General features: G+C 59.3%; 24 protein-coding genes. 21 read left to right on the top strand and 3 right to left on the bottom strand.

What is annotated here, in order from left to right:
• Positions 1-84: 84 nt before the first annotated feature.
• From PQG80_RS14765 to PQG80_RS14715, 11 genes are all read left to right on the top strand, one after another.
• A complete protein-coding gene (locus PQG80_RS14765; RefSeq protein ID WP_271752149.1) occupies positions 85-801 on the top strand; it encodes an SAF domain-containing protein in 717 nt (238 codons plus the stop codon).
• Entirely contained in the window at positions 798-1643 is an 846-nt protein-coding gene (locus tag PQG80_RS14760) for a CpaE/TadZ family protein (RefSeq protein WP_271752148.1), read from the top strand. The genes PQG80_RS14765 and PQG80_RS14760 overlap by 4 nt, the downstream gene beginning before the upstream one ends.
• Positions 1640-3100 (top strand): ATPase, T2SS/T4P/T4SS family, encoded by a 1461-nt coding sequence (locus PQG80_RS14755; protein ID WP_271752147.1) that lies wholly within the window; start codon positions 1640-1642, stop codon positions 3098-3100. Before PQG80_RS14760 ends, PQG80_RS14755 begins: the two co-directional genes overlap by 4 nt.
• Positions 3061-4023, top strand: coding sequence for a hypothetical protein (locus PQG80_RS14750; RefSeq protein ID WP_271752146.1), 963 nt, complete (start codon positions 3061-3063; stop codon positions 4021-4023). Before PQG80_RS14755 ends, PQG80_RS14750 begins: the two co-directional genes overlap by 40 nt.
• A 62-nt stretch (positions 4024-4085) precedes the next feature.
• Positions 4086-4979 (top strand): hypothetical protein, encoded by an 894-nt coding sequence (locus PQG80_RS14745; protein WP_271752145.1) that lies wholly within the window; start codon positions 4086-4088, stop codon positions 4977-4979.
• 68 nt (positions 4980-5047) lie between these two features.
• Positions 5048-5197: a hypothetical protein gene (locus PQG80_RS14740; RefSeq protein ID WP_271752144.1), complete on the top strand. Its 150-nt coding sequence runs from the start codon at positions 5048-5050 to the stop codon at positions 5195-5197.
• A 26-nt stretch (positions 5198-5223) separates the two neighbouring features.
• Positions 5224-5370, top strand: a complete 147-nt coding sequence (locus PQG80_RS14735; RefSeq protein WP_271752143.1) for a hypothetical protein — start codon at positions 5224-5226, stop codon at positions 5368-5370.
• Complete coding sequence (locus PQG80_RS14730; protein ID WP_271752142.1) at positions 5367-5792, top strand: hypothetical protein; 426 nt, start codon at positions 5367-5369, stop codon at positions 5790-5792. The genes PQG80_RS14735 and PQG80_RS14730 overlap by 4 nt, the downstream gene beginning before the upstream one ends.
• Positions 5793-5809: 17 nt before the next feature.
• On the top strand, positions 5810-6295 hold the full coding sequence (locus PQG80_RS14725; protein ID WP_271752141.1) for a hypothetical protein: 486 nt from the start codon (positions 5810-5812) through the stop codon (positions 6293-6295).
• Between the two features lie 108 nt (positions 6296-6403).
• A complete protein-coding gene (locus PQG80_RS14720) occupies positions 6404-7618 on the top strand; it encodes a M24 family metallopeptidase (RefSeq protein ID WP_271752140.1) in 1215 nt (404 codons plus the stop codon).
• Positions 7619-7718: 100 nt separating this feature from the next.
• Entirely contained in the window at positions 7719-8096 is a 378-nt protein-coding gene (locus tag PQG80_RS14715; RefSeq protein ID WP_271752139.1) for an ATPase, read from the top strand.
• An 81-nt stretch (positions 8097-8177) separates the two neighbouring features.
• On the opposite strand, the gene PQG80_RS14710 is transcribed toward PQG80_RS14715, so the two are convergent.
• Both PQG80_RS14710 and PQG80_RS14705 read right to left on the bottom strand, forming a co-directional pair.
• A complete protein-coding gene (locus tag PQG80_RS14710; RefSeq protein ID WP_271752138.1) occupies positions 8178-8597 on the bottom strand; it encodes an organic hydroperoxide resistance protein in 420 nt (139 codons plus the stop codon).
• A gap of 28 nt (positions 8598-8625) precedes the next feature.
• The gene (locus tag PQG80_RS14705; RefSeq protein ID WP_271752137.1) at positions 8626-9723 is read right to left on the bottom strand and encodes an EAL domain-containing protein; all 1098 of its coding nucleotides are present in this window, start codon (positions 9721-9723) and stop codon (positions 8626-8628) included.
• A gap of 183 nt (positions 9724-9906) precedes the next feature.
• On the opposite strand from PQG80_RS14705, the gene gatC reads away from it, so the two are divergent.
• The 8 genes from gatC (at position 9907) to PQG80_RS14665 (ending at position 17569) form a co-directional block, all read left to right on the top strand.
• Positions 9907-10194 (top strand): Asp-tRNA(Asn)/Glu-tRNA(Gln) amidotransferase subunit GatC, encoded by a 288-nt coding sequence (gene gatC, locus PQG80_RS14700; RefSeq protein WP_271752136.1) that lies wholly within the window; start codon positions 9907-9909, stop codon positions 10192-10194.
• A gap of 24 nt (positions 10195-10218) precedes the next feature.
• Positions 10219-11670, top strand: coding sequence for an Asp-tRNA(Asn)/Glu-tRNA(Gln) amidotransferase subunit GatA (gene gatA / locus PQG80_RS14695; protein ID WP_271752135.1), 1452 nt, complete (start codon positions 10219-10221; stop codon positions 11668-11670).
• 18 nt (positions 11671-11688) lie between these two features.
• Positions 11689-13134 (top strand): Asp-tRNA(Asn)/Glu-tRNA(Gln) amidotransferase subunit GatB, encoded by a 1446-nt coding sequence (gene gatB, locus PQG80_RS14690; RefSeq protein WP_271752134.1) that lies wholly within the window; start codon positions 11689-11691, stop codon positions 13132-13134.
• A gap of 75 nt (positions 13135-13209) precedes the next feature.
• The gene (locus PQG80_RS14685) at positions 13210-13677 is read left to right on the top strand and encodes a GNAT family N-acetyltransferase (protein ID WP_271752133.1); all 468 of its coding nucleotides are present in this window, start codon (positions 13210-13212) and stop codon (positions 13675-13677) included.
• Positions 13678-13760: 83 nt separating this feature from the next.
• Positions 13761-14459 (top strand): MgtC/SapB family protein, encoded by a 699-nt coding sequence (locus PQG80_RS14680; RefSeq protein WP_271752132.1) that lies wholly within the window; start codon positions 13761-13763, stop codon positions 14457-14459.
• 30 nt (positions 14460-14489) lie between these two features.
• Positions 14490-15149, top strand: coding sequence for a hypothetical protein (locus PQG80_RS14675; RefSeq protein WP_271752131.1), 660 nt, complete (start codon positions 14490-14492; stop codon positions 15147-15149).
• Positions 15150-15250: 101 nt separating this feature from the next.
• Positions 15251-15682, top strand: coding sequence for a Fur family transcriptional regulator (locus tag PQG80_RS14670; protein ID WP_271752313.1), 432 nt, complete (start codon positions 15251-15253; stop codon positions 15680-15682).
• Positions 15683-15976: 294 nt separating this feature from the next.
• Positions 15977-17569, top strand: coding sequence for a glycosyl hydrolase family 18 protein (locus PQG80_RS14665; RefSeq protein ID WP_271752130.1), 1593 nt, complete (start codon positions 15977-15979; stop codon positions 17567-17569).
• Between the two features lie 59 nt (positions 17570-17628).
• On the opposite strand, the gene PQG80_RS14660 is transcribed toward PQG80_RS14665, so the two are convergent.
• Positions 17629-18003, bottom strand: coding sequence for a DUF2614 family zinc ribbon-containing protein (locus PQG80_RS14660; protein WP_271752129.1), 375 nt, complete (start codon positions 18001-18003; stop codon positions 17629-17631).
• A gap of 163 nt (positions 18004-18166) precedes the next feature.
• On the opposite strand from PQG80_RS14660, the gene PQG80_RS14655 reads away from it, so the two are divergent.
• Both PQG80_RS14655 and PQG80_RS14650 read left to right on the top strand, forming a co-directional pair.
• Complete coding sequence (locus PQG80_RS14655) at positions 18167-19066, top strand: nucleotidyltransferase-like protein (RefSeq protein WP_271752128.1); 900 nt, start codon at positions 18167-18169, stop codon at positions 19064-19066.
• A 346-nt stretch (positions 19067-19412) separates the two neighbouring features.
• Entirely contained in the window at positions 19413-20078 is a 666-nt protein-coding gene (locus PQG80_RS14650) for a hypothetical protein (protein ID WP_271752127.1), read from the top strand.
• Positions 20079-20441: the final 363 nt, after the last annotated feature.

Raw genomic sequence — 20441 nt, 5'->3', positions numbered from 1 at the left:
GCTGCGAAGAACGCAGGCGACAGAGAGCTCGGCTCTCTTGCGCCTGCGTTTTTTTGTTTGCCGTCTTCAAGGGAGGGAAGTCGCATGAATCGAGGAAGACAGTTTCGGATCAGCGTATCGGCAGCCGTATTGTCGGGCTTGCTCGTATACGGCGTCTACCTGCTGCAGCTCCGGCAGATCAGGCTGACGGAGACGGCGGAGGTCGTCGTGCCGAGGCAGTTCGTGCCGGCCGGTACCTCGCTCGGCAAGGAGATGCTGACCAAGCTTCGACTGCCGAGCGGCGCGGTGACCGACGAGATGATCACCGATATGGACGAGGCGGACGGGCTCGAGTCCTCGGCGCCGCTCGGCGGAGGCGAGCCGCTGCTGCGTTGGAAGCTGGACAAGTTCAGGCTGATGCCGCGGGCCGGCGAGGCGACGTTCCAGGTGCCGCGCGACTACGTGAAGTCCATTTCCAGCGGCATTCGCGCCGGCGACCGGGCCATCGTGTATCTGTCGTCCGAGGGAGGCGCTTCGCGAAGGCTGTTCGAAGATCCGATCGTCGTGGCGGCGGTCAAGACGGCTTCCAACCAGGAGATCGACAATCCGAAGAGCTCGAATCTGCTGTCCATGGCCGAGGGGGACAAGGAACGGATGTATGCCTCGCGGCGGGATGCGAACGGCAGTATCGATGCCGTCAATTTGAACTTGACGGAAGCGCAGTGGCTGGAGCTGGACAATGCGTGCAAGGACGGGACGTCCAAGCTCGTCGTCGCTTTTGACGCTTCTTCGTTCGAGACCGGGGAGGCGCCTAAGTCATGAGCGGGCAACAGGGTTCGCTGATTGCGTTCGCCGGATCGACGCCCAACATCGGCACATCGCTGGCGGCGTTCGGCACCGCCTACCGGATCGCCTCGGTGACAGGCAAGCGCGTCGGTTACTTATGCCTGAACCTGAAGAGCGCCAAGACGCATCTGTACCTGGGCATCGACAAGCCCGAGATCACGCTTAGCGGCATGCGGCCTGAGCTGAAATCCGGCACGCTGACCGGAGCGCGGCTTAGACAGTACGCGTTCGCGCCATCCCGGCTCGACGGACTGCACGTATTATTCGGGAATATGGCGCGGGATCAGGCCGAGTACTATGAGCCTGAACAGATGGACACGCTGCTCGACGCGGCGCGCGACGCGTTCGAGGTGACGGTGGCGGACGTGAGCGCTTATTGGGACAATGCCGCCACGGTATGCGCCATGCGGTCGGCCGATCATCGATGTCTGGTGACGACCGGCAGTCTGACGCACTTCCAGGAGGACGTGAACCGATGGACGGGTCAAGTCGGATCGCAGTTCGGGCTCTCGCTGGCGAATTATCATCTGGTGCTGATGCAGAGCAAATACAGGCACGCGGGAGGGTTTGGAATGAAGGAAATTCGCAAGGAAACGGGATGTATCTCGCTGTCCGAGCTTCAACTCGCGGAGAGCGTGCACCTGCAGCTAGACAGTGGTCGTCTCGACGAATGGCTGGCAGCCGACGAGCGGCATGCCTCCGCATTCGATCCGGTCGCAGGGACGCTGCTGCGGCAGTTGAACTGGGAGCAGCGGCTCAAGCGCACGGAGCGTCCATGGATTCGAAGACTGCTGCAGCATCGGGGCAGGGGACGATGAAGCCCGCTGCACGTCAAGACGGGACGAGCCCCGCGGAGCCGGTGACGTCGACGGCGACCCGATTCTCCGCAGCCGCATACGCGGCGCGTCTCCAGGAGGACCAGCAGGTAGACGCGTCGTTCGGCGGCACGGAGGCAGGGCGAGCAGAGTCCGGCGCACAGGATCTTGGAACGCTGACCGAGGAGGCGCGTCACATGCTTGCGGCGCCACGGGGATTTAGCGAAGAGGACCGCAGGCGCTACGCCGAGAAGCTCAACCGGGCCGTGATCGGATTTCCGCAGGAACGCCACGAGATGCTGGCGATTTTGTCGGATTGGATTATCAAAAAGCGGCTGCAGCATGTGAGCTTCGGCCCGCTGCCGTACGGGTCTCTTGCAGAGGCGTTGTTCGCGGAGGTGATCGGGCTTAACGTACTCGAGCTCGTGCTGAAGGATAAGGAAGGGCTTGAAGAGGTACAGGTGGTCGGGACGCGCATTTTCGAGGTGAGAGACGGCAAGGCCGTACGTTCCGCTTACAGCTTCGGCTCGATCGCGCAGGTGGAGCGGATCCAGCAGAATCTGGTGCTGTTCAACGACGATGCGATCAGCCCCCGCAAGCGCTGGGCGGAGGTGCTGCTGCAGGACGGCTCCCGGGTGACCATGACGGGCTTCGGCTTTACGGCGCAGCCGTCGCTGACGATTCGCTTCTACACGGTGAGACGATTCGATCTTCAGACGCTGCTGAAGCCCGACTATCGATCGATCGACGAATCGGTGCACAGGCTCCTTCTCTGCATCGTGAAGTCCCGTTTCAATATGGTGGTGATCGGCCCGACGAATACCGGCAAGACTCACTTGATCAAGGCACTGATTGCTGCGATGCCCGACGAGGAACGGATCGTGACGATCGAGGGCAGATTCGAGCTGAGATTGCAGCGCGATTTCCCCGGCAAAAACGTGATCGAGTACGAGGCAGACGAGGACGATCCGCTGCACGGTCCGCAGCAGGCGTTCAAGCTGGCGCTGCGTCAGTCGCCGCAGCGGATCTGCCACGCCGAGATTCGCGACGCCGACGCCAACATTTACGTGAGGGCGTGCACGCGGGGGCACGAAGGCAGCATTACGTCCGTCCACGCGAACAGCCTGGAGGACGTGCCGGATGCGATCACCGACATGTGCATGCTTGACGGCCGCGCGATGAACGCGGTCAGGCTGACCCGTCGGATCGCGGAGCATGTCACGCAGATCGGCTTCGAGATGCGGATGGTCGGCGGCAGCCGGAAGCTGGTTCGGATCGGCGAATACGACTGCCGGGGCGATGCGGTCGAGGTGCGGGATTGGGCGCGTTACGACGAAGGACGGGACACGTGGCTGCTCCCCGCGAATCTGTCCGAGCGGGCATGGGAGCGTGTTGGAAGATTCGATTCGGAGAGCTGCGTGTGGCTTCGTGGCTTGCGCGGGGCCGGTGCGACATGCTGACCGCGGGTCTTGCGGCAGCGGGCTGCTTGTTGTTTGTGCTCGTTTTCGCGGCGCTCAGGGCGCTGTTCGCATTGGCGGAGGATCGTCACAGCCGCAGGAGGCGGCTTGGTCAAGGCGAATCCGAAGAGGCCGCCAAGGAGGTGCGGATCGCTTGGCTGAAGCCGCTGTACGCTCATCTGGAGGACGTGCTCTCGGCATCCGGCTGGCGTATGAAGCCGAGCGCGTTTTGGTCGCTGGCGTTGTGCCTCGGACTTGCGGGGCTCGCATGTGGCGCGCTGCTGTTTCAATCCTTGCGTTCCATGGCGCTCCTGGCCGCCATGCTCGCCGCGATGCCGTACAGTTTTTTGCGGATGTCGCTGATCAATCGACAACTGTCGGCCCGGCTCAATTTTTTGCCGGCAGCCGAGCTCTTTTACCAGTGCTATCTGGTGAACGGCTCCCGGCATGTCCGCACCGCGCTGCATCGGATGGTCGAGGAACGGCAGCTGCCTGGCGAGACGCAGGCGATCTTCGAGCAGCTGTACCGGCAGCTCAGCATCCATCACGACGACGAGCGCACGCTGAGGAGATTTGCGCTGTCCATCGGCCATCTATGGGCAGATTATTTTTCCAGTCTGCTCGGCGTCGCCTTAAGCGAGGGCAATAATATCGCCGACAACCTTCGGGAGCTCATCGACGATATGCGAAAGGCGCGGATGGACGACCACGCGGAACGCCATAGGCTGCTCGAGATTCGCTTGGCGAATTTTACGCCCGTTTTTTTCCTGGGCTTGTTCTTGGCCATCAACTTCAGGCTGAATGCGGAGGCCAGCTCGCTGTACTATTTGTCCGATCCAGGAGGGCGAAGCATGCTGTTGAACGCGCTAGTGCTCATCTTCGGGTCCTTTTTGATGGGCTTGTATTTATCCAGGCGCAGGATGTAAGGGATAGATCGAATAAGCACAGCGCTGAAGTTGGCGATTGCGAAATACGGAGGCGAACGCGATTGGCGAATATGGGACAAAGCGTGTATGAAGCCGTATTGTGGCTCGTTCAATTCATGTTCGGCGCGATCGGCGTCGCGTTTCTATTGCACGCGGTCACTTACCGGCGACCGCGGTGGCGGGTGTCGATCGCCAATTGGCGCAAGCGCGGGCCTCCGCTCTGGTGGCTTCGGGCAATGGGCTGCGGAGCGGAGAGCACCGCTCTGCAGGCGCGGCGCTTGCTGCTCGCCGGCTGCGGGATCCGGGTCGAACCGGCCGTTTATTTGGCCGCGAGGAGAAGCGTGATTTTCATATGCGTTTTCAGCGTAGCCGCTCTCTGCGTCGGCGTTGCCTACCGCGCGCTTCCGGAGAGCATGAGATGGCCGGTCGCGCCTGTGATTATGCTGCCTGGCATCGTCGCCCTGCTCGACAAGACCCTTCTCGATTCCTACAGGAGGTACCGGAGCGACCGGATCCGACGCGAGTTGATCGCCGTCATGAACCAGTTGATCTATTATATGGGCTCCCGGCTGCATCTTCACGGCAAGCTTGTGCGCTGTCTAGCTTACACCAGGATCATCAGGGCCGATCTCCAATTGCTGCTCAACGAGTGGTATTACGACGCTGACAAGGCGCTCCTGCGTTTCAAGGAAAGGCTGGGCACTTCGGAGGGTTATAGCTTCGCCGAGACGATGCGTTCCATGCGGATGCACGAGAGCGACGAGGTTTACCGGATGCTGAGGGACGTATTGGCCGAATACAAGGCCAGCATCGAGCTCGCCAAGGCAGGAAGAAAAGAGACGGCTTCATATGCGCTGTTCGCATTGGCGGGGCTTCCGATCCTCTACACGTTTCAAATTTTTCTATACCCGTGGGTGCGTGAGTCGCAGAAGCTGTTCGAGGTACTGAAGCCGTAGTCGTTAATTCTTTCACGATTTTCATTCTGTCGGAAGACTTGACGCCAATAGGAAAGGAGGTGCTTCATATGCGCAATATTTTAATTACTGTGATGATGCTAATCGTTGTCGCCCTCATGTTCAACGGGATCGTAGCGAACGACACGACCGGGACGAGGGCACGTATCGAGACGCACGGCACGACGACCAATACGACGCTCGGAAGCATGGAGCCTTAACCGATCAATCGCGAAGGAGGAACGGCATGAGACAGCTGCTGATGACCGTGATGCTCTTGTTGACCGTCGCTCTCATCTTTATCAATGTTGCGGGAGGAGAAGAGGGCACGAAGGCGAGGATGCGTGATTCCGGCGAGGGGATGGCAGGCGCGATCGCCCGAATCAGCCCATGAAACAGCTGCTTGTGTTCGTGCTATTCGCGACCCTGTTCTGCTGGTTGATGTTCTCTCCGGTATACAAGCATGTCGTCGTGCTTCGCCAAGCGCTGCTGCAACAAGAGGCGGATTATATGCTGGAGATTGGAGCGAGCGGGCGCTACGGTTATATCGACGATACGATGGTCGCGGACTCTCGGGCGAGACTGTCCGAATACGGCTTCAGGCCGGCGCTGCTCGAGTACGAGGTGACGACGACCAGCGGTCTTGCGGGGACGGACCCGGCCGCGCCTCTCGAACGGGGAAGCGGACTGCGGCTTGTCATCCGGTATCCGTACGACGGACTGATGGATATCGATAGACTGATCGGCGTCGATCCGCCTCCCGGCGAGGCCAGACTGGCGGCCGCCGGCATGAAGATGAGCGAATACGTGCCGTAAAGGGAGGGAATTCACTTTTGCATAAGCTCCTCTTCAGCTTGCTCATGATCGTCGTCTGGTGGATGCTGCATGCCATGCAGCTCGAGGAGGAGACGGCGCTGGGCACCTTGCACGAAGGCAAGCGGGCGGTGGACAGAGCCGTTCATGCGGCGGCTCAACAGCTGGATCGGACCAAGCTGGAGGAGGGGACGCTCTCCATCGATCCTACAGCCGCCCGAGCGGCTGCGCGCGCCTATCTCGCTGCCAACCTTAGGCTTGATCCCGACCTGTCCCCGCTCGAGGGAGAGTGGCTGGAGACGGCGCCGGAGATCGTCGAATTTGCCATCATTAATGAACAATTCGCTTTTCCTTATACCTATCGCAATGCCGACTACGATTATGAGGTTACGCTGCTCAGGCCGGGCATCGTCATGATCGTGCATCTTGCTTGTCCGCGCGTATTCGGGATGATCGATCCGATCGAGTGGGATTTAAAAGGCTCGGCAGAGCTTGTGTTCGCTTGAGCAACGCCATACTCTAGTCTTATTAGCGCAGTTTCCCGCGGAGGGGGACAGCGCTTTTTTTGCATGCATGATAAAATAGCAAAAAGCCAAAGGTTGGGGGTCAGCCGATTGAATGAAACGTTAAAGGCAGAAGAGCTTGAAGAGAGGCGAAGCCGGCTTCGGCGCCGGATGGCGAACAGCGGCATGCAAGCTTGCCTGATCACGCAAAACGTCGGATTGTACTACTGGGCCGGCTCGATGCAGACAGGTTATCTGTTCATTCCGGTGCAGGGTGAAGCTACTTATTATGTTCGCCGGAGCTTGAGCCGCGCCGTTGCGGAATCGTCGGTCAGGACCGTGCCCCTCGGGTCGTTCCGCGATTTCGGTTCTAAGCTCGCCGCGGATTACCCCGAGTTGTTCGAGAAAGGCGGTCGCCCGGCGGTCGGCGCGGATCTCGACGTATTGCCCGCCCAGCTCTATTTGAGGCTGCAGGAGGCGGCGCCGAATCTGATGCTGCGCGACGGGTCTGCAATCATGAGGCAGGTCCGTTCGGTCAAGTCGGCTTACGAGATCGCACGGATCGAGACCGCCGCAGCGGCTGCAGCGGCAGCCCTCGACGTGGCGCTCGGGCGCATTCGCGCCGGCATGACGGAGCTTGAGGTCATGACGATCCTAGAGAGCGAGATGCGGCGAATGGGGCATATCGGACTCATGCGCATGCGGGGGTACAACCAGGAGATCATGACCGGCATGGTCGCGGCGGGCGAGGCGGCGGCGGAGCCCTCTTATTTCGATGGACCTGCCGGAGGCAGAGGGCTTACGCCAGCCGCGCCCCAGAGCGCGAGCCGCAGGCCGATCGCCGCGGGCGAGCCGATCCTGCTGGATATCGGCTGCTGCATCGACGGGTACACGATCGATCAGACCCGCACCGCCGTCATCGGCGAGCTGGACGCTGAGCTGATGCGGGCGTACGATGCCGCCGTGCGCATCCTCCGGCACGTCGAGTCGCTGCTGCGGCCGGGCGCGTCGCCGGAGGCGCTGTATGCGGAGGCGGTCCGGCTTGCGGACGAGGCCGGATTAGCCGGGCATTTCATGGGCTTCGGCGCGGACCAGGTCAAGTTTCTGGGCCACGGCATCGGCCTCGAGATCGACGAGTGGCCGGTACTCGCGCGAGGCTTCTCCGAGCCGCTCGAGCCGGGCGTCGTACTGGCCATTGAGCCCAAGTTTACGTTTCCCGGCCGCGGAGTGGTGGGCATCGAGAATACGTACGCGATCACGGCCGGCGGCTTCCGCACGCTGACCGCCTCGCCCGAGCGGCTGTATATCCTTCCATCCGGATCCTAGCAAACGAGATACGGCTTGGACAATTTTCGCGTTATCTAGTAGGATAGTAGGATAAGTAGCTAGGATTCATGTCCGCTTGATCAGGGGAGGGAGAAACGGCATGCTGAAGCTGGGGGAGAAGATCATCATCGTAAACGACCGTTTCGAGCAGAATATGCCCGTCGGCGAATACGGCTATGTCATCGCCTATGACCGCAACAACGACAGCGCCTTCGACTATATCATCCGGGTTCCCAACGCGAACCGTCAATATTACGTGCCCGCGTCAGACATCGAGATGGAGGAAGTCCTTCTCGAGCTGGAGGCGGAGCGTATCGGCCGAGAGGCGCTGATCGACTACGCCTTGGCGACGCATAACGAGGAATTGTTCAAGCGAATCATGAACGGCGAACTCGACGATGCGGAGGAAGAGTCACCGCGCGAGACGCAGAGCCGCGAGGAGTTCATCCGGCTCGTGAATCTCAAGGCTTGGATTTAACCGTCCTTCGGAAAAAGAAAGAAGCTTCCCCATCCGCGACAATGCGGACAGGAAGCTTCTTTTTTTGCATTCGAGCAGAGATCAGCGCTGGGAGGCAGCCGCCTTCACTTCCACGTCGATATCGCCGCGGGTCGCCCTGGAGTACGGGCATACTTGATGCGCTTCCTCGGCGAGCGATTGAGCTTGTCCTGCGTCGAGGCCGGGCACGTTCACGTTAAGCACGACGGACAGTCGGAAATCCGCACCGTCTCCTTTGAAAAGAGAAACTTCGGCGACGACCTCCGATCCTTCCGTCTCGATGCCCTTATTTTTGGCGATTAACTTCAGGGCGCTGTGGAAGCACGCTGCAAAGCCGGCTGCAAAAAGCTGCTCAGGGTTCGTCGCGCTGTCTGCCGATGCAGAAGGCTGGGACAGCTTCATGTTCAGCTTGCCGTCCGACGACTTGACGAAACCCTCCCGGCCGCCTTTGGAAGTGACTTGCGCGGTATAAATCTTATTCATCTTCTAAGCTCCTTTGGCATGCTTATATTTAGTTCCGGACAGCCGACGTGGATGCCGACTTCGAATTCGAAGCCGATTGACCGAACTGTATAGGCATCGGTACGGGAGCGGGGCGGCCGAACAGATAACCCTGCATGAGCGGTACGCCCGCCTGACGCAGATAGCGCCATTCTTCCTCGCGCTCGACGCCCTCCGCCAGCACGACGCCGTGGAAGCGCGAAGCCCGCTCGAGCACGTCTTCGATCCGGCGCTGCTTGTCTGCGTCGGCGTCGCAGCCCGAGATCCATTTACGATCCAGCTTGACGTAATCCGGTTTGAGCTGCTCCATGACTTCCACGGTGGCGAACTCGTCGCCGAGATCGTCCATCGCGAGACGTATGCCCATGTTGCGGTAGGTCGAGAACACTTTGTTCAAATGCTTCACGTCGTCCAGCCGCTCCGTCTCCACGACCTCGAACACGAAGTCGGCCGGATCCATCCCGCTCATGATGATGCGCTCGAAGGTCTGCTGGAGGCATTCTTCGGGACTGTAGATCGACGACGGCAGGAAGTTGATGAACTTCTTGACGCCGGCGGGCAGCTGCCGCGAAGCGACACGAATGGCGCTGCTCCGCGCCTCGCGGTCCAGGAACGAATGAAGCCCCGCTTCGCGCGCCGCCGCGAACAACTCCGACGGCCGGAACGGCGGCTGCTCGGGCAGCGGCCGCAGCAGCAGCTCGTAACCGATCGGCGCGCCGCTCAATTGCACGATAGGCTGCATATGGCTGGAAAACCGTCTGTTCGCGATATAGTCGACAACGCGGTGAGGGCCGAACCCGGTCAACAGCCGCGTCGCGCGGACCCAACCGTCGCTTTCTTCCGCTTCCGACGCAGGTTGCTTTTCATAAGCGATTCTGCACCAGAGCGATTCCTTCTGGTTATCCGTCAGCTTGCGGTCGACGGCGTTCAGCATCTGAAGCAGCTGCTGGTAGTTGTCGTACCTGATACTCCACTGCCCGTTTTCTCCGCGCGGCCCCAGCAGTTCGGCCAACATCTGCGCGGCATCCGAATCCCGCTCGACCTGGAATTCTACATAGCCGCTGTCCCGCAGCGGCGCTTGTTTTTGGAGTGATTGACGAGTCGACATGAAAGACAACCTCCCCTATATATGATGATGACATTGACGTCCGACAATTCGATCTAATTATTTCCCCAATATCCTCGTTTATGAAACATCGCGGAAGCCGCGCGCGGATTGAGTTCCCCCGGCATGTCCGATATAATAATGAGAATTGAAAGGGTATTGAAGCAAAAGGAGAGATACGGTCCAATGAGCATTACCGCAAAAGACGTCGAGCACGTCGCCAACCTGGCGCGGCTGACGCTGACAGACGAAGAAAAAGAGCAGTTCACCGGCCAACTGAACGCCATTCTTAAATACGCCGAAAAACTGAACGGACTCGATACGACGGGCGTCGAGCCGACCAGCCATGTGCTGCCGATGTCCAACGTCATGCGAGAGGACGCGCCGCGGTCCTCGCTGCCGATCGAGAAGGTGCTTCGCAATGCGCCGGAGGCCGAGGACGATCAATTCAAAGTACCGGCCGTATTGGAATAGAACAACTCCGAGGAGGAAGCTGCATTGTCGCTGTTTAACCTGAGATTATCCGAAGTGCACGATAGGCTTCATCATAAAGATTTGTCGGTTCGGGAACTCGTGGAAGCTTCGGCCGCCCGCATCGCCGAGACCGACGGCAAGATCGGCGCGTTCCTGGCTTTGAACGAAGAAGGCGCGCTCGCCCAGGCGAGCGCGATGGACGCGTCGGGCGCAGCGGAGCGGGGACTGCTGTACGGTCTCCCGGCCGGCATCAAGGACAATATCGTCACCGAAGGGCTCCGCACGACTTGCGCGAGCCGATTTCTGGCCAATTACGATCCCATTTACGATGCGACGGTCGTCGAGAAGCTAAAAACGGCCCAGTCCGTCACGATGGGCAAGCTCAACATGGACGAGTTCGCCATGGGCGGCTCCAACGAGAACTCCGCGTATCAGCTCACCCGCAACCCGTGGGACACCGATCGCGTGCCAGGCGGCTCCAGCGGCGGCTCGGCGGCTTCCGTTGCGGCCGGACAGGTTTATTTCTCCCTCGGTTCGGACACCGGCGGCTCGATTCGCCAGCCCGCCGCTTACTGCGGGATCGTCGGCCTGAAGCCGACTTACGGCCTCGTGTCCCGCTACGGCCTAGTCGCCTTCGCTTCGTCGCTCGACCAGATCGGACCGTTGACCAAGAACGTGGAGGACTCGGCTTACGTCCTTCAGGCGATCGCCGGCCACGACAAGCGCGACACGACGTCCGCGAACGTCGAGATTCCCGACTATACGGCTTCGCTGACCGGCGACATCAAGGGCCTGCGCATCGGAGTAGCCAAGGAATACCTTGGCGAGGGCATCGATCCTCAGGTCAAAGCGCGCGTGATGGAGGCGCTTAAGACCTTCGAATCCCTCGGCGCGGTTTGGGAAGAAGTGTCCCTGCCGCATACCGATTATGCGATCGCCACTTATTATCTGCTCGCTTCGTCCGAAGCATCCTCGAACCTGGCGAGGTTCGACGGCGTCCGCTACGGCGTGCGCGCGGAGGACCCGGCCAACCTGCTGGACCTGTACAAGAGGTCCCGCAGCGAGGGCTTCGGCCCCGAGGTCAAGCGGCGGATCATGCTGGGCACGTACGCGCTCAGCTCCGGCTACTATGACGCTTATTATAAGAAGGCGCAGCAGGTCCGTACGCTCATCAAGCGCGACTTCGACCAGGCGTTCGAGCGCTTCGACCTCATCGTGGGACCTACGGCGCCGACGACGGCGTTCCGCATCGGCGAGCAGGTCGGCGATCCGCTTACGATGTATCTCAACGACATCTGCACCATCCCGGTGAGCCTGGCCGGCGTGCCGGCGATCAGCGTGCCCTGCGGGCTCGCGGACGGATTGCCGGTCGGCCTGCAGATCATAGGCAAACCGTTCGACGAATCGACCGTGCTCCGCGCGGCCCATGCCTTCGAAGGCATGACCGAATTCCACAAGCTGCGCCCGGCGCTCTAATAGGAGGAACAACCACTCATGTCCACCGTATCCCCATACGAGACGGTCGTCGGCCTCGAGGTGCACGTGGAGCTGCACACGAAGACGAAGATCTTCTGCGGCTGCGAGACCTCGTTCGGGGCGTCGCCCAACAGCCATACTTGCCCCGTATGTCTCGGCCATCCGGGCGTACTGCCCGTCCTGAACCGCCAGGCCGTCGAATACGCGATGAAGGCCGCCATGGCCATCAACTGCGAGATCGCCGACTGGTGCAAGTTCGACCGCAAAAACTATTTTTATCCCGATTCGCCGAAGGCATACCAGATCTCGCAGTACGACGAGCCGATCGGCTCGAACGGCTGGATCGACATCGAAGTGAACGGCCAGACCAAGCGCATCGGCATCACGCGTCTTCATCTCGAGGAAGACGCGGGCAAGCTGACGCATATGGACGGGGGCCTCGGCTCGCTCGTCGATCTCAACCGCGTCGGCACGCCGCTCGTCGAGATCGTCTCCGAGCCGGATATCCGCTCTCCCGAAGAGGCTAAGGCCTATCTCGAGAAGCTGAAGGCCATCATGCAATATTGCGACGTATCCGACGTCAAGATGGAGGAAGGCAGCCTGCGCTGCGACGCCAATGTCAGCATTCGTCCCTGGGGTCAGGAGAAGTTCGGCACGCGCACCGAGCTGAAGAACATGAACTCCTTCCGCGGCGTGCAGCGCGGCCTCGAGTACGAGGTCATGCGCCAGTCCGACGTGCTGGACGGCGGCGGCAAGGTCGTGCAGGAGACGCGCCGTTGGGACGAGTCCCAAGGCAAGACGTTCAGCATGCGCTCCAAGGAAGAAGCGCATGATTACCGCTACTTCCCGGATCCGGACCTGGTTCGGGTGGAGATCAGCGCCGAGTGGAAAGAACGCGTTCGCGCCTCGATTCCCGAGCTTCCGGATGCGCGACAGGCGCGGTATACGCAGGAATACGGCTTGCCGTCCTACGACGCGGGCGTCATCACGTCGTCGATGAAGCTCGCCGATTTCTTCGAAGAATCGCTCAAGTATACCGAAGACGCCAAGGCTTCGGCGAACTGGATCATGGGCGATCTGCTTGGCTACTTGAACGCGAACAACTTAGAGATCCAGCAGGTGCCGATTACGGGACAGGCACTTGGCGAGATGATCCAACTCATCGCCAAGGGTACGATCAGCTCCAAGATCGCCAAGACCGTGTTCAAGGCGATGCTGGAGTCCGGCAAGCTGCCGCAGCAGATCGTCGAGGAGCAGGGACTCGTACAGATCAGCGACGAAGGCGCCATCCTGGCCATCGTCGACCGGATCGTCGAGGCCAACCCGCAGTCGGTCGAGGATTTCCGCGGCGGCAAGGACAAGGCGATAGGCTTCCTCGTCGGCCAGATCATGAAGGAGACCAAGGGCAAGGCCAATCCGGGCTTGGTTAACAAACTGCTCATGGATCGTCTGAAGAATTCATAAGAATGGTGAGAGGCGGCATACCCGGCAGTCAGGGAGAGCCGCCTTTTTTAAGATGTTCAAGAGGAGCGGGCGCGTATGCCAACGATCGAGCGGCTGGACCTGACCAGCAAGGATAACGCAGGCGAGCTCTGGCGGCTGCAGCATGCCGCGTACCGGATCGAAGCGGAGCTGATCGGCGTCCCCGACCTGCCCCCGCTCCACGATACGATCGAATCGCTGCAGGCGTCCGAAGAGACGTTCTGGGGGTATATGGACGACGGCGAACTTGCAGGCGCGATCGCGGCGGAGCGCGCCAAGGACGGTTCCGGCGTTATCAGCAGGATGATGGTGCATCCCGATTACTTTCGCAGAGGAATCGCAGGCGCGCTGATCGCGCATATGATGCAAGCGTGGCCCGAGGTCTCGGTATGGGAGGTCACGGCCGAAGCGCGCAACCTGCCCGCGATCGCGCTTTACGAGCGCCACGGGTTCGCGGCGGAAGAAACCTTCCACCCCCGAGAGGATATTACAATGATTACTATGAGGCGGCCGCCCACGACCTAAGTCGGGTATTTGCCCCGACGGGAAGCCGTTGCCGCCCGCATCGATTCGCAATTACAATGTGACTTATAAGGCGTGATACTGACTTGGACAATCCATGGGTAATCGACGATTGGCATCTGATGCTTCGACTTCTGCTATCCGTCCTGCTCGGGGCCCTGATCGGCTACGAACGGGAGCGCAAGAACCATGCCGCGGGTTTGCGGACGCATACGTTAGTGAGTTTGGGTTCCTGCCTCATTATGGTGCTTTCCATCTATGGCTTTTCCGAATTCGTAGGACAGTACGGCGTCAATCGGGATCCGGCCCGTCTGGCCGCCCAGGCGATTACGGGCATCGGTTTTCTGGGCGCAGGCACCATTCTTTTCACCGGCAAATCGATCAAAGGCCTGACGACGGCGGCGTCGCTGTGGGTCGTCATGGCGATCGGGCTTGCGGTGGGCGCGGGCTTTTACGTAGGCGCGTCGTTCACCGTATTTCTGGCGCTAGCGGTGCTGTGGGGCTTGAACGTGGTCGAAAAGCGATACGTGGCCCATCCGCGCGAATTCGTCTTCACCGTAGCTGCCCGGGCCGACCGCGAAGTGACGGAGCCGATCCGCATGCTGCTGGAGGCGAAGGAGGCCAAGCTGATCAAGGTGCAATTCGATGAGAGTGCGCTTGAAACCAAGGGAGAAGGCGGTATACGGATCCGGCTGACGATCCGGCTCCCCGATCCCCTGCTGGCGGTCGCGCTCGCGGAGCAACTGCGCAAGCTCGATGGCATACGGGCCGTATCCGCGGAGTAGAAGCCAAATTTGAAGGTCGGGGGATGAACGATGAACAACGAAAACAACGAGTGGCAGCAGGGACAGCCAACCGAAGCCGCGCAGGGCCCCTCGGGAGAGACGGTATGGACGAACGCAGGCACGCTGCCGTATCCGCCGGGCTACGATCCGGGCGCAGCGGCGTCCGCGCGCAAGAAGAAGAGCAAATGGCTCGCGGGACTTCTCTCCTTTATCTTCCCGGGCTCGGGCTATATGTACCTGGGGCTCATGGGCAAGGGCGTCATGATGATGCTGCTCCTCGCGCTTAACATCTGCGGCGTCGTGTTCGTCGTTCAAGAGATGGACGGCAACGTGCTTACCGTCGTGCTCGTCAGCTTGCTTCTACCTATCTTGTATCTGTACAACCTGTTCGATACGCTGCAGAGCGCCGATGCCGTTAACGATCGGATCGCATCGGGCGGATACTACTACCGCCAGCCGCCTTACGGCTGGGACGGACGTCCGGCTACCCGCAGCGAGAGCGATCCCCGCGCGGTCCCTGCGCTCAGCATCGTCCTGCTCGCAGCCGGAGCGGCCATTCTGCTCGGCTCCTCCAACATCCGCTGGCTGTTCCACTCGGCGGGGGCGATGATCGGCGCGCTCGTGCTGATCGGGGCGGGCGTCGCGCTCTGGCTGTGGGAGAATCGGGGCCAGCAGGGCCGCAAATCTTAATGATGCCGAAGGGCCGCCGAGCTGGGCGGCCTTTGCCATTGACAGCGCCTTTTTAAAACGCTTAAAATATAGTTTAACCCGAAGGAAAGGCTGTGAGGAGCATGGAAACCCGGATCTATCATGCCGTGGACCAGCTCAAATCCGGAGGCGTCCGGATGACGCCGCAGCGATACGCGATCCTGAAGTATCTGATGGAGTCCACTTCGCACCCGACGGCCGACGACATTTTCAAGTCGTTATCCCCGGCGTATCCCAGCTTGAGCGTGGCTACCGTCTACAACAACCTAAAGCTGTTCGTAGATGCCGGATTAATCCGGGAGCTGACCTACGGCGACGATTCCAGCCGTTTTGACGCGGATCTGTCGGACCATTATCATGCGATCTGCACCGGTTGCGGCGCAATGGTCGACTTCGAGCACGAGCCCGTCGTGGAGGTCGAACGCGCGGCTGCCCAGCGTACGGGGTTCCTTGTGCAGGGGCATCGGATGGAGATCTACGGTTTATGTCCTGTATGCCGCACGCTTACTTCATAGCTACGGATATCGCGCTTTTTAATAGCAGCTAGCCTCGCGCCGGAGAACCCGGCGCGTTTGTTTTATCGCGGGTAATTTTGGGCGAAACCTATGGGGCGTTTACATCGTCCTTTTATAGAATAGATAGGGGAGAGTGAGAGATTGCAGACGACGATGATTGGCGGGCGCGGCAAGAAGCGCAGGAGAATGGCGCCTTATTTAGGCCTATTGCTGTTGTTCTGTCTTTCCGCCGCAGCAGCCGCCTTCGCATGGTGGTCCTCGCAGCCTAACAGAAATCACGTGGAGCCGGAGTATATGGCAAATGCGCACCCGATCATGGAAAAAGGGGAATGGACGGGCGATTATGCGCTGGGCGAAGGCGAAGGGTTGTGGATACCGCTGCCGCTCGCCAAGGAACTGATCGGGGACGGCGTGCGATACGAAGCTGCGACGGAGTCCGTCATTTTGACTTCGGACACGAGCGTGATGCATTTTAAGACGGGCAAGCTCAGCGCCACGCTGAACAGCAAACCCTTTAACATGAGCTTCGGTGCGAAGAAGACCGAGGACGGGACCTTGTATCTGCCGTTCGCTCCGATTCAGCAGTTGTTTGGCCTGGCGGCTCGTACGGATGCCGGGACCGGCATCGTCAGCTTGCTGAAGCCGGGTACTGCCATTCAGAGCGGCGAAGTGTCGTCCGGCGACAAAGGCGCCAAGCTGCGCCAAGGTTCGGGCAAGTCCCAGCCGATCGTTCAGGATCTGAAGGCGGGGGCGACGGTCGTCGTATGGGGAGAAGACAAAGGCTGGTACCGCGTGCAGTCGACGGAAGGCCATCTGGGTTACATGAGCAAAAAGGATGTCGCGCTTCGCGGAATCGAAGAAATCCCTTCGGGTGCCGTCACCGAGCAGAACGAGCCTTACGTTCCGTGGAAGGTGACAGGCAAGCGCATCAATCTGACCTGGGACGCGATATATAACGTGCTGCCGGACCCGGCGAAGATCGGCGACTGGAGCGGCGTCAACGTCGTCAGTCCCAGCTGGTTCTCGCTTACGGACGGCAAGGGCAACATTCAGAGCAAGGCGGACGCGGCATATGCCGCATGGGCGAGGAACAAAGGCATGCAGGTGTGGGCGATGTTCAGCAATTCGTTCGAGCCCGACCGCACGCACGAAGCGCTTGCTTCGTACGCTTCCCGCAATACGATGATTCAGCAGTTGATCGCGTACGCGCGAACCTTCAGGGTGCAGGGCATCAATCTCGATTTCGAAAACGTGTATACCAAAGACAAGGACAACTTGATCCAGTTCGTCCGCGAGCTTACGCCGATCATGCACGAGCAGGGCGTCTCGGTCTCGATCGATGTCACGCCGAAATCCAACAGCGAGATGTGGTCGGCTTATTTGGATCGGGGCAGACTTGCCGCGGCGCTAGATTACCTGATCCTGATGGCTTACGACGAGCACTGGGCTGCCAGTCCGGTGTCGGGTTCGGTGGCGTCGCTGCCATGGACGGAGAACGCGGTGTCCAAGATTCTCAAGGAAGACGGCGTAGCGCCAGAAAAGCTGATCTTGGGCATCCCCTTCTATACCCGAGTATGGACGGAAAAAACGGATGCTCAAGGGAAGGTCGAAGTATCGTCCAAAGCAATCGGCATGGACGCCGCTCGGAAGCTGATCGAAGAAAAAAAGCTGAAGCCGGCGCTTACCGACGAATCGGGCCAACATTACGCAGAGTTCAAAGAAAACGGTACGATCCAGCGCATCTGGTTCGAAAACGAGAGTTCGGTTCAAGCGCGGGTGCAGCTTGTGAAAAAGTACAAGCTGGCCGGCGTCGCATCCTGGAATCGGGCGTTTGCGGCGGAGAGTATATGGAGCGTTCTGGATAAGGCGCTGCAGAGTTATCCTTAAGCTACACGCGTATAGAAAAGGGCGCTTGCCGCACGAATGCGGCGAAGCGCCCTTTTGCATTATACGGTCGTTGTTGCGGGTGGTTCGCTGTCTTGCGCGATGCCCGACTTCGTCGCCTGCGAAGGATCCCAGGTCAGAATCGTGTGGCAGTACATGCAGCGGTCGGTTTTGCCGAGCATTTTCGTCCGTTTGCCGCACTCGGGACATTCAATGACAGGCGCGCTGGTCGAGAGCATGCCGACCCAGAAGTAGATGAACATGCTCGCTCCGCAGGTCAAGATGCCAATGACCATGAAGATCGCGGCGATGATCTTTCCGACTTCACCGAAAAGGATGATGCCGCTTGTCCCGAGTATCATCAGACCCATGCCGCCGAGCACCAGCAGCAGGCCCCAGGTGCGCATCGTCGATATTTTGCTGGCCTTCATTTTCATTTGCCTGATTGCCCCCATGATCTTAATTCGCCCGTCGGCAGGAAACTTGCGCCCGGCGTAGAATTAAAATAAACTGTCGAGCTTTCCTCGAATAGAGATATCTCATTATAGCCTACAAATAGCGGGCAAGCCACTTCAATGCCTGACTAGGTGGTGAATTTTCATGAAGCGTCTCGAAGACACGAATCTATTTTATACGGCGATGTTCGGACCGGACGAGCGACTCAGCGGCTTGCTGCTCGTGAAGAACCTCGAAGGGTCTCCTTCCTTGATCGACGGGATGGACCGTATGATTCTGGCTTTGTACGACGAGGGACATATCGAGGGCAAAGCCCTTTTGGAGCATTGGAAATGGAGCGATATGACGATCATGGTGCGCAGGTCTACGCCTGAGCGATTGAACGCCTGGATCGCTGGCGGCGAGCGGGCGCAGCCATTCATGCAATGGATGGACTTCGGCGAAGTGCTGCTCGACAGGGACGGATATTTGTCCAGAACGCGCGAGTTGCTCGGGCGATGGCCGGTACCGCTTCGCGAGAGGCGCCTGATTGCCGAATATTCGCGTTTTCTGAGCGATTACCTGCAAGCCAAGCAGAGCCTGAAGGACCGGCATGTCTTGGACGCTTATTCGAATATTCTGTCCGCGCTCAATCATTGGGCCCATATTGTTATTATAGAAGAAACGCAGCATCCCGAACCAAGCGTTTGGGAACAGGTGCGGCGCGTTAACCCGGGCATATTCAAATTGTACGACGAGTTGACCTCGAGCGGGGAAACGATGGAGCAGCGGGTGAATCTCGTGATTCTCGCGGTTGAATTCGCCGTTTTGACCAAGATGAAGTCGTCCTCGTCATTGCTGCTCCGCATCCTGCAGAGCCGTTCCGAGCCTTGGAGCCTCTCCGAGCTGCAGCACCATCCGGATCTGGCGGATCTTCATCTCGAGTTGTCCCCGTTGCTGCGCAAGCTCGCGCACCGAGGATACGTGGCGGAGATTACGAGGGGAGTCCGGGAGCACGGCCTTCATTTGCTCGATCTGCGATACACCGCCGCTGGCTTAGAATGATACAGATACAGATACAGTTATAGTTTAACCGGAGTCCTCTGTGGAGGACTCTTTTTGTTAATGCTGCGGAATAGCGTTATGTCCATGGGAGGGCTGCGGGATTTATATTGTTCAAAGGAAGACGACAACTTGCGTGAGACCGCTACGAAACGCTATAATCAATTTAATGATAACGATTATCATTATCGAAAAGGAGAGATTACTTATGTCGCTGCAGCCTTTCCGAACGGATCATTTGCTATTCCACCATTCTGCGGTATGTGCGCTGGATGAGCGCCGGCTATTGATCTCTCCTGCGGGGCGCGGCCTCTGGAGATCGGCAGAAGGAGGCGGTTGGGAAGCCTTTATGGAAGGAATCCCGGCCAAGGTCCACGTGAACCGTCTGGAGCAAGGCGCCGAAAGGCGCATATTCGCGTGCACGAATCACGGTTTATTCGGGCTTAGTCATGACCGCTGGTCGGATATGCAATTGCCGCTCGTCTGTTACGCGTACAGGGAACAGGGCAACATCGGCTTCGCTGCTACCGAACGCGGCTTGTGGTGCCATACGCCGAAGGGTTGGAAATCGATCGCTTCCACCGGCAACGCGGTTTACGACCTGCTCATCACCCCGCAGTTCATATATCTGGCCCTACCCTGGGGAATCGCGATGTACGATCGTTTGACCTGCACGTGGGAGCAGTTCCCGATGAAGACGGCTATCGTGCGCCTGACCGCCTTCGACGGAGCGCTTTTAGGCATTACCGAGGACGGCGAGGTCGTATTGGGGGATGGGCGGGGCGGATTCAATCGGCTGCGCATGCCGGGGATCTTCGTATTTAACGCCGTTCGTTCCGGACATAGCCTGCACTTTTGCACGGATCGGGGACTCTATAGAGCGGCGAAGCTACGCGGGCAGTTGTCGTTCGTGTCCGTGACGCTTGGATGTCCCGTGACCGACCTGGAACTGATCGACGGACAGTTGCATTTGGCCACGCTGAGCGAAGGCATCCAGACGATCCCGTGGAGCTAAAATAATCGCGAAATTAATCGACATTTAGTGTTGACGCAGCTTGTACATCTGTGATAAATTAGTTCTCGCCGCCTTCGACAGAAGGGTACGGCGAACGGCAGCGAAAAAGGAAATGCCGAGCGGTCGAAAAAAAAGCTTGCATTGAACTGGGCTGCTGTGATATATTATTCAAGTCGCCGCTGAGAGGCCGCCGAGCAAGAGGCCGAGAGCGAAGACGAGATTGCTCCTTGAAAACTGAACATCGAGCGTTAAAACAAACGGACGCTGAAGCCTTTCGAGGCGGAAGCAAAAGTTATACCAGCAATGAAATGAGCAAGTCGAACTACCACCTGTGCATTTTGACTTTCGTCGTTTCTAACGAAA

Origin of the sequence: Cohnella rhizoplanae, from assembly GCF_948329515.1 — a bacterium.
Classification (GTDB): domain Bacteria; phylum Bacillota; class Bacilli; order Paenibacillales; family Paenibacillaceae; genus Cohnella; species Cohnella rhizoplanae.
This window is presented reverse-complemented; position numbering and strand designations above follow the sequence as displayed.

What these genes read in the sequence shown, in the direction of transcription:
- PQG80_RS14705 (WP_271752137.1), bottom strand. Translation starts at nt 9,723, where the DNA reads ATGTCGACTCGTCAATCACTCCAAAAACAAGCGCCGCTGCGGGACAGC.
- PQG80_RS14685 (WP_271752133.1), top strand. Translation starts at nt 13,210, where the DNA reads ATGCCAACGATCGAGCGGCTGGACCTGACCAGCAAGGATAACGCAGGC.
- PQG80_RS14740 (WP_271752144.1), top strand. Translation starts at nt 5,048, where the DNA reads ATGCGCAATATTTTAATTACTGTGATGATGCTAATCGTTGTCGCCCTC.
- PQG80_RS14715 (WP_271752139.1), top strand. Translation starts at nt 7,719, where the DNA reads ATGCTGAAGCTGGGGGAGAAGATCATCATCGTAAACGACCGTTTCGAG.
- PQG80_RS14675 (WP_271752131.1), top strand. Translation starts at nt 14,490, where the DNA reads ATGAACAACGAAAACAACGAGTGGCAGCAGGGACAGCCAACCGAAGCC.
- PQG80_RS14730 (WP_271752142.1), top strand. Translation starts at nt 5,367, where the DNA reads ATGAAACAGCTGCTTGTGTTCGTGCTATTCGCGACCCTGTTCTGCTGG.
- gatC (WP_271752136.1), top strand. Translation starts at nt 9,907, where the DNA reads ATGAGCATTACCGCAAAAGACGTCGAGCACGTCGCCAACCTGGCGCGG.
- PQG80_RS14765 (WP_271752149.1), top strand. Translation starts at nt 85, where the DNA reads ATGAATCGAGGAAGACAGTTTCGGATCAGCGTATCGGCAGCCGTATTG.
- PQG80_RS14650 (WP_271752127.1), top strand. Translation starts at nt 19,413, where the DNA reads ATGGAAGGAATCCCGGCCAAGGTCCACGTGAACCGTCTGGAGCAAGGC.
- PQG80_RS14670 (WP_271752313.1), top strand. Translation starts at nt 15,251, where the DNA reads ATGGAAACCCGGATCTATCATGCCGTGGACCAGCTCAAATCCGGAGGC.
- PQG80_RS14665 (WP_271752130.1), top strand. Translation starts at nt 15,977, where the DNA reads ATGGCAAATGCGCACCCGATCATGGAAAAAGGGGAATGGACGGGCGAT.
- PQG80_RS14655 (WP_271752128.1), top strand. Translation starts at nt 18,167, where the DNA reads ATGAAGCGTCTCGAAGACACGAATCTATTTTATACGGCGATGTTCGGA.
- PQG80_RS14760 (WP_271752148.1), top strand. Translation starts at nt 798, where the DNA reads ATGAGCGGGCAACAGGGTTCGCTGATTGCGTTCGCCGGATCGACGCCC.
- PQG80_RS14755 (WP_271752147.1), top strand. Translation starts at nt 1,640, where the DNA reads ATGAAGCCCGCTGCACGTCAAGACGGGACGAGCCCCGCGGAGCCGGTG.
- PQG80_RS14660 (WP_271752129.1), bottom strand. Translation starts at nt 18,003, where the DNA reads ATGAAAATGAAGGCCAGCAAAATATCGACGATGCGCACCTGGGGCCTG.
- PQG80_RS14735 (WP_271752143.1), top strand. Translation starts at nt 5,224, where the DNA reads ATGAGACAGCTGCTGATGACCGTGATGCTCTTGTTGACCGTCGCTCTC.
- PQG80_RS14710 (WP_271752138.1), bottom strand. Translation starts at nt 8,597, where the DNA reads ATGAATAAGATTTATACCGCGCAAGTCACTTCCAAAGGCGGCCGGGAG.
- gatB (WP_271752134.1), top strand. Translation starts at nt 11,689, where the DNA reads ATGTCCACCGTATCCCCATACGAGACGGTCGTCGGCCTCGAGGTGCAC.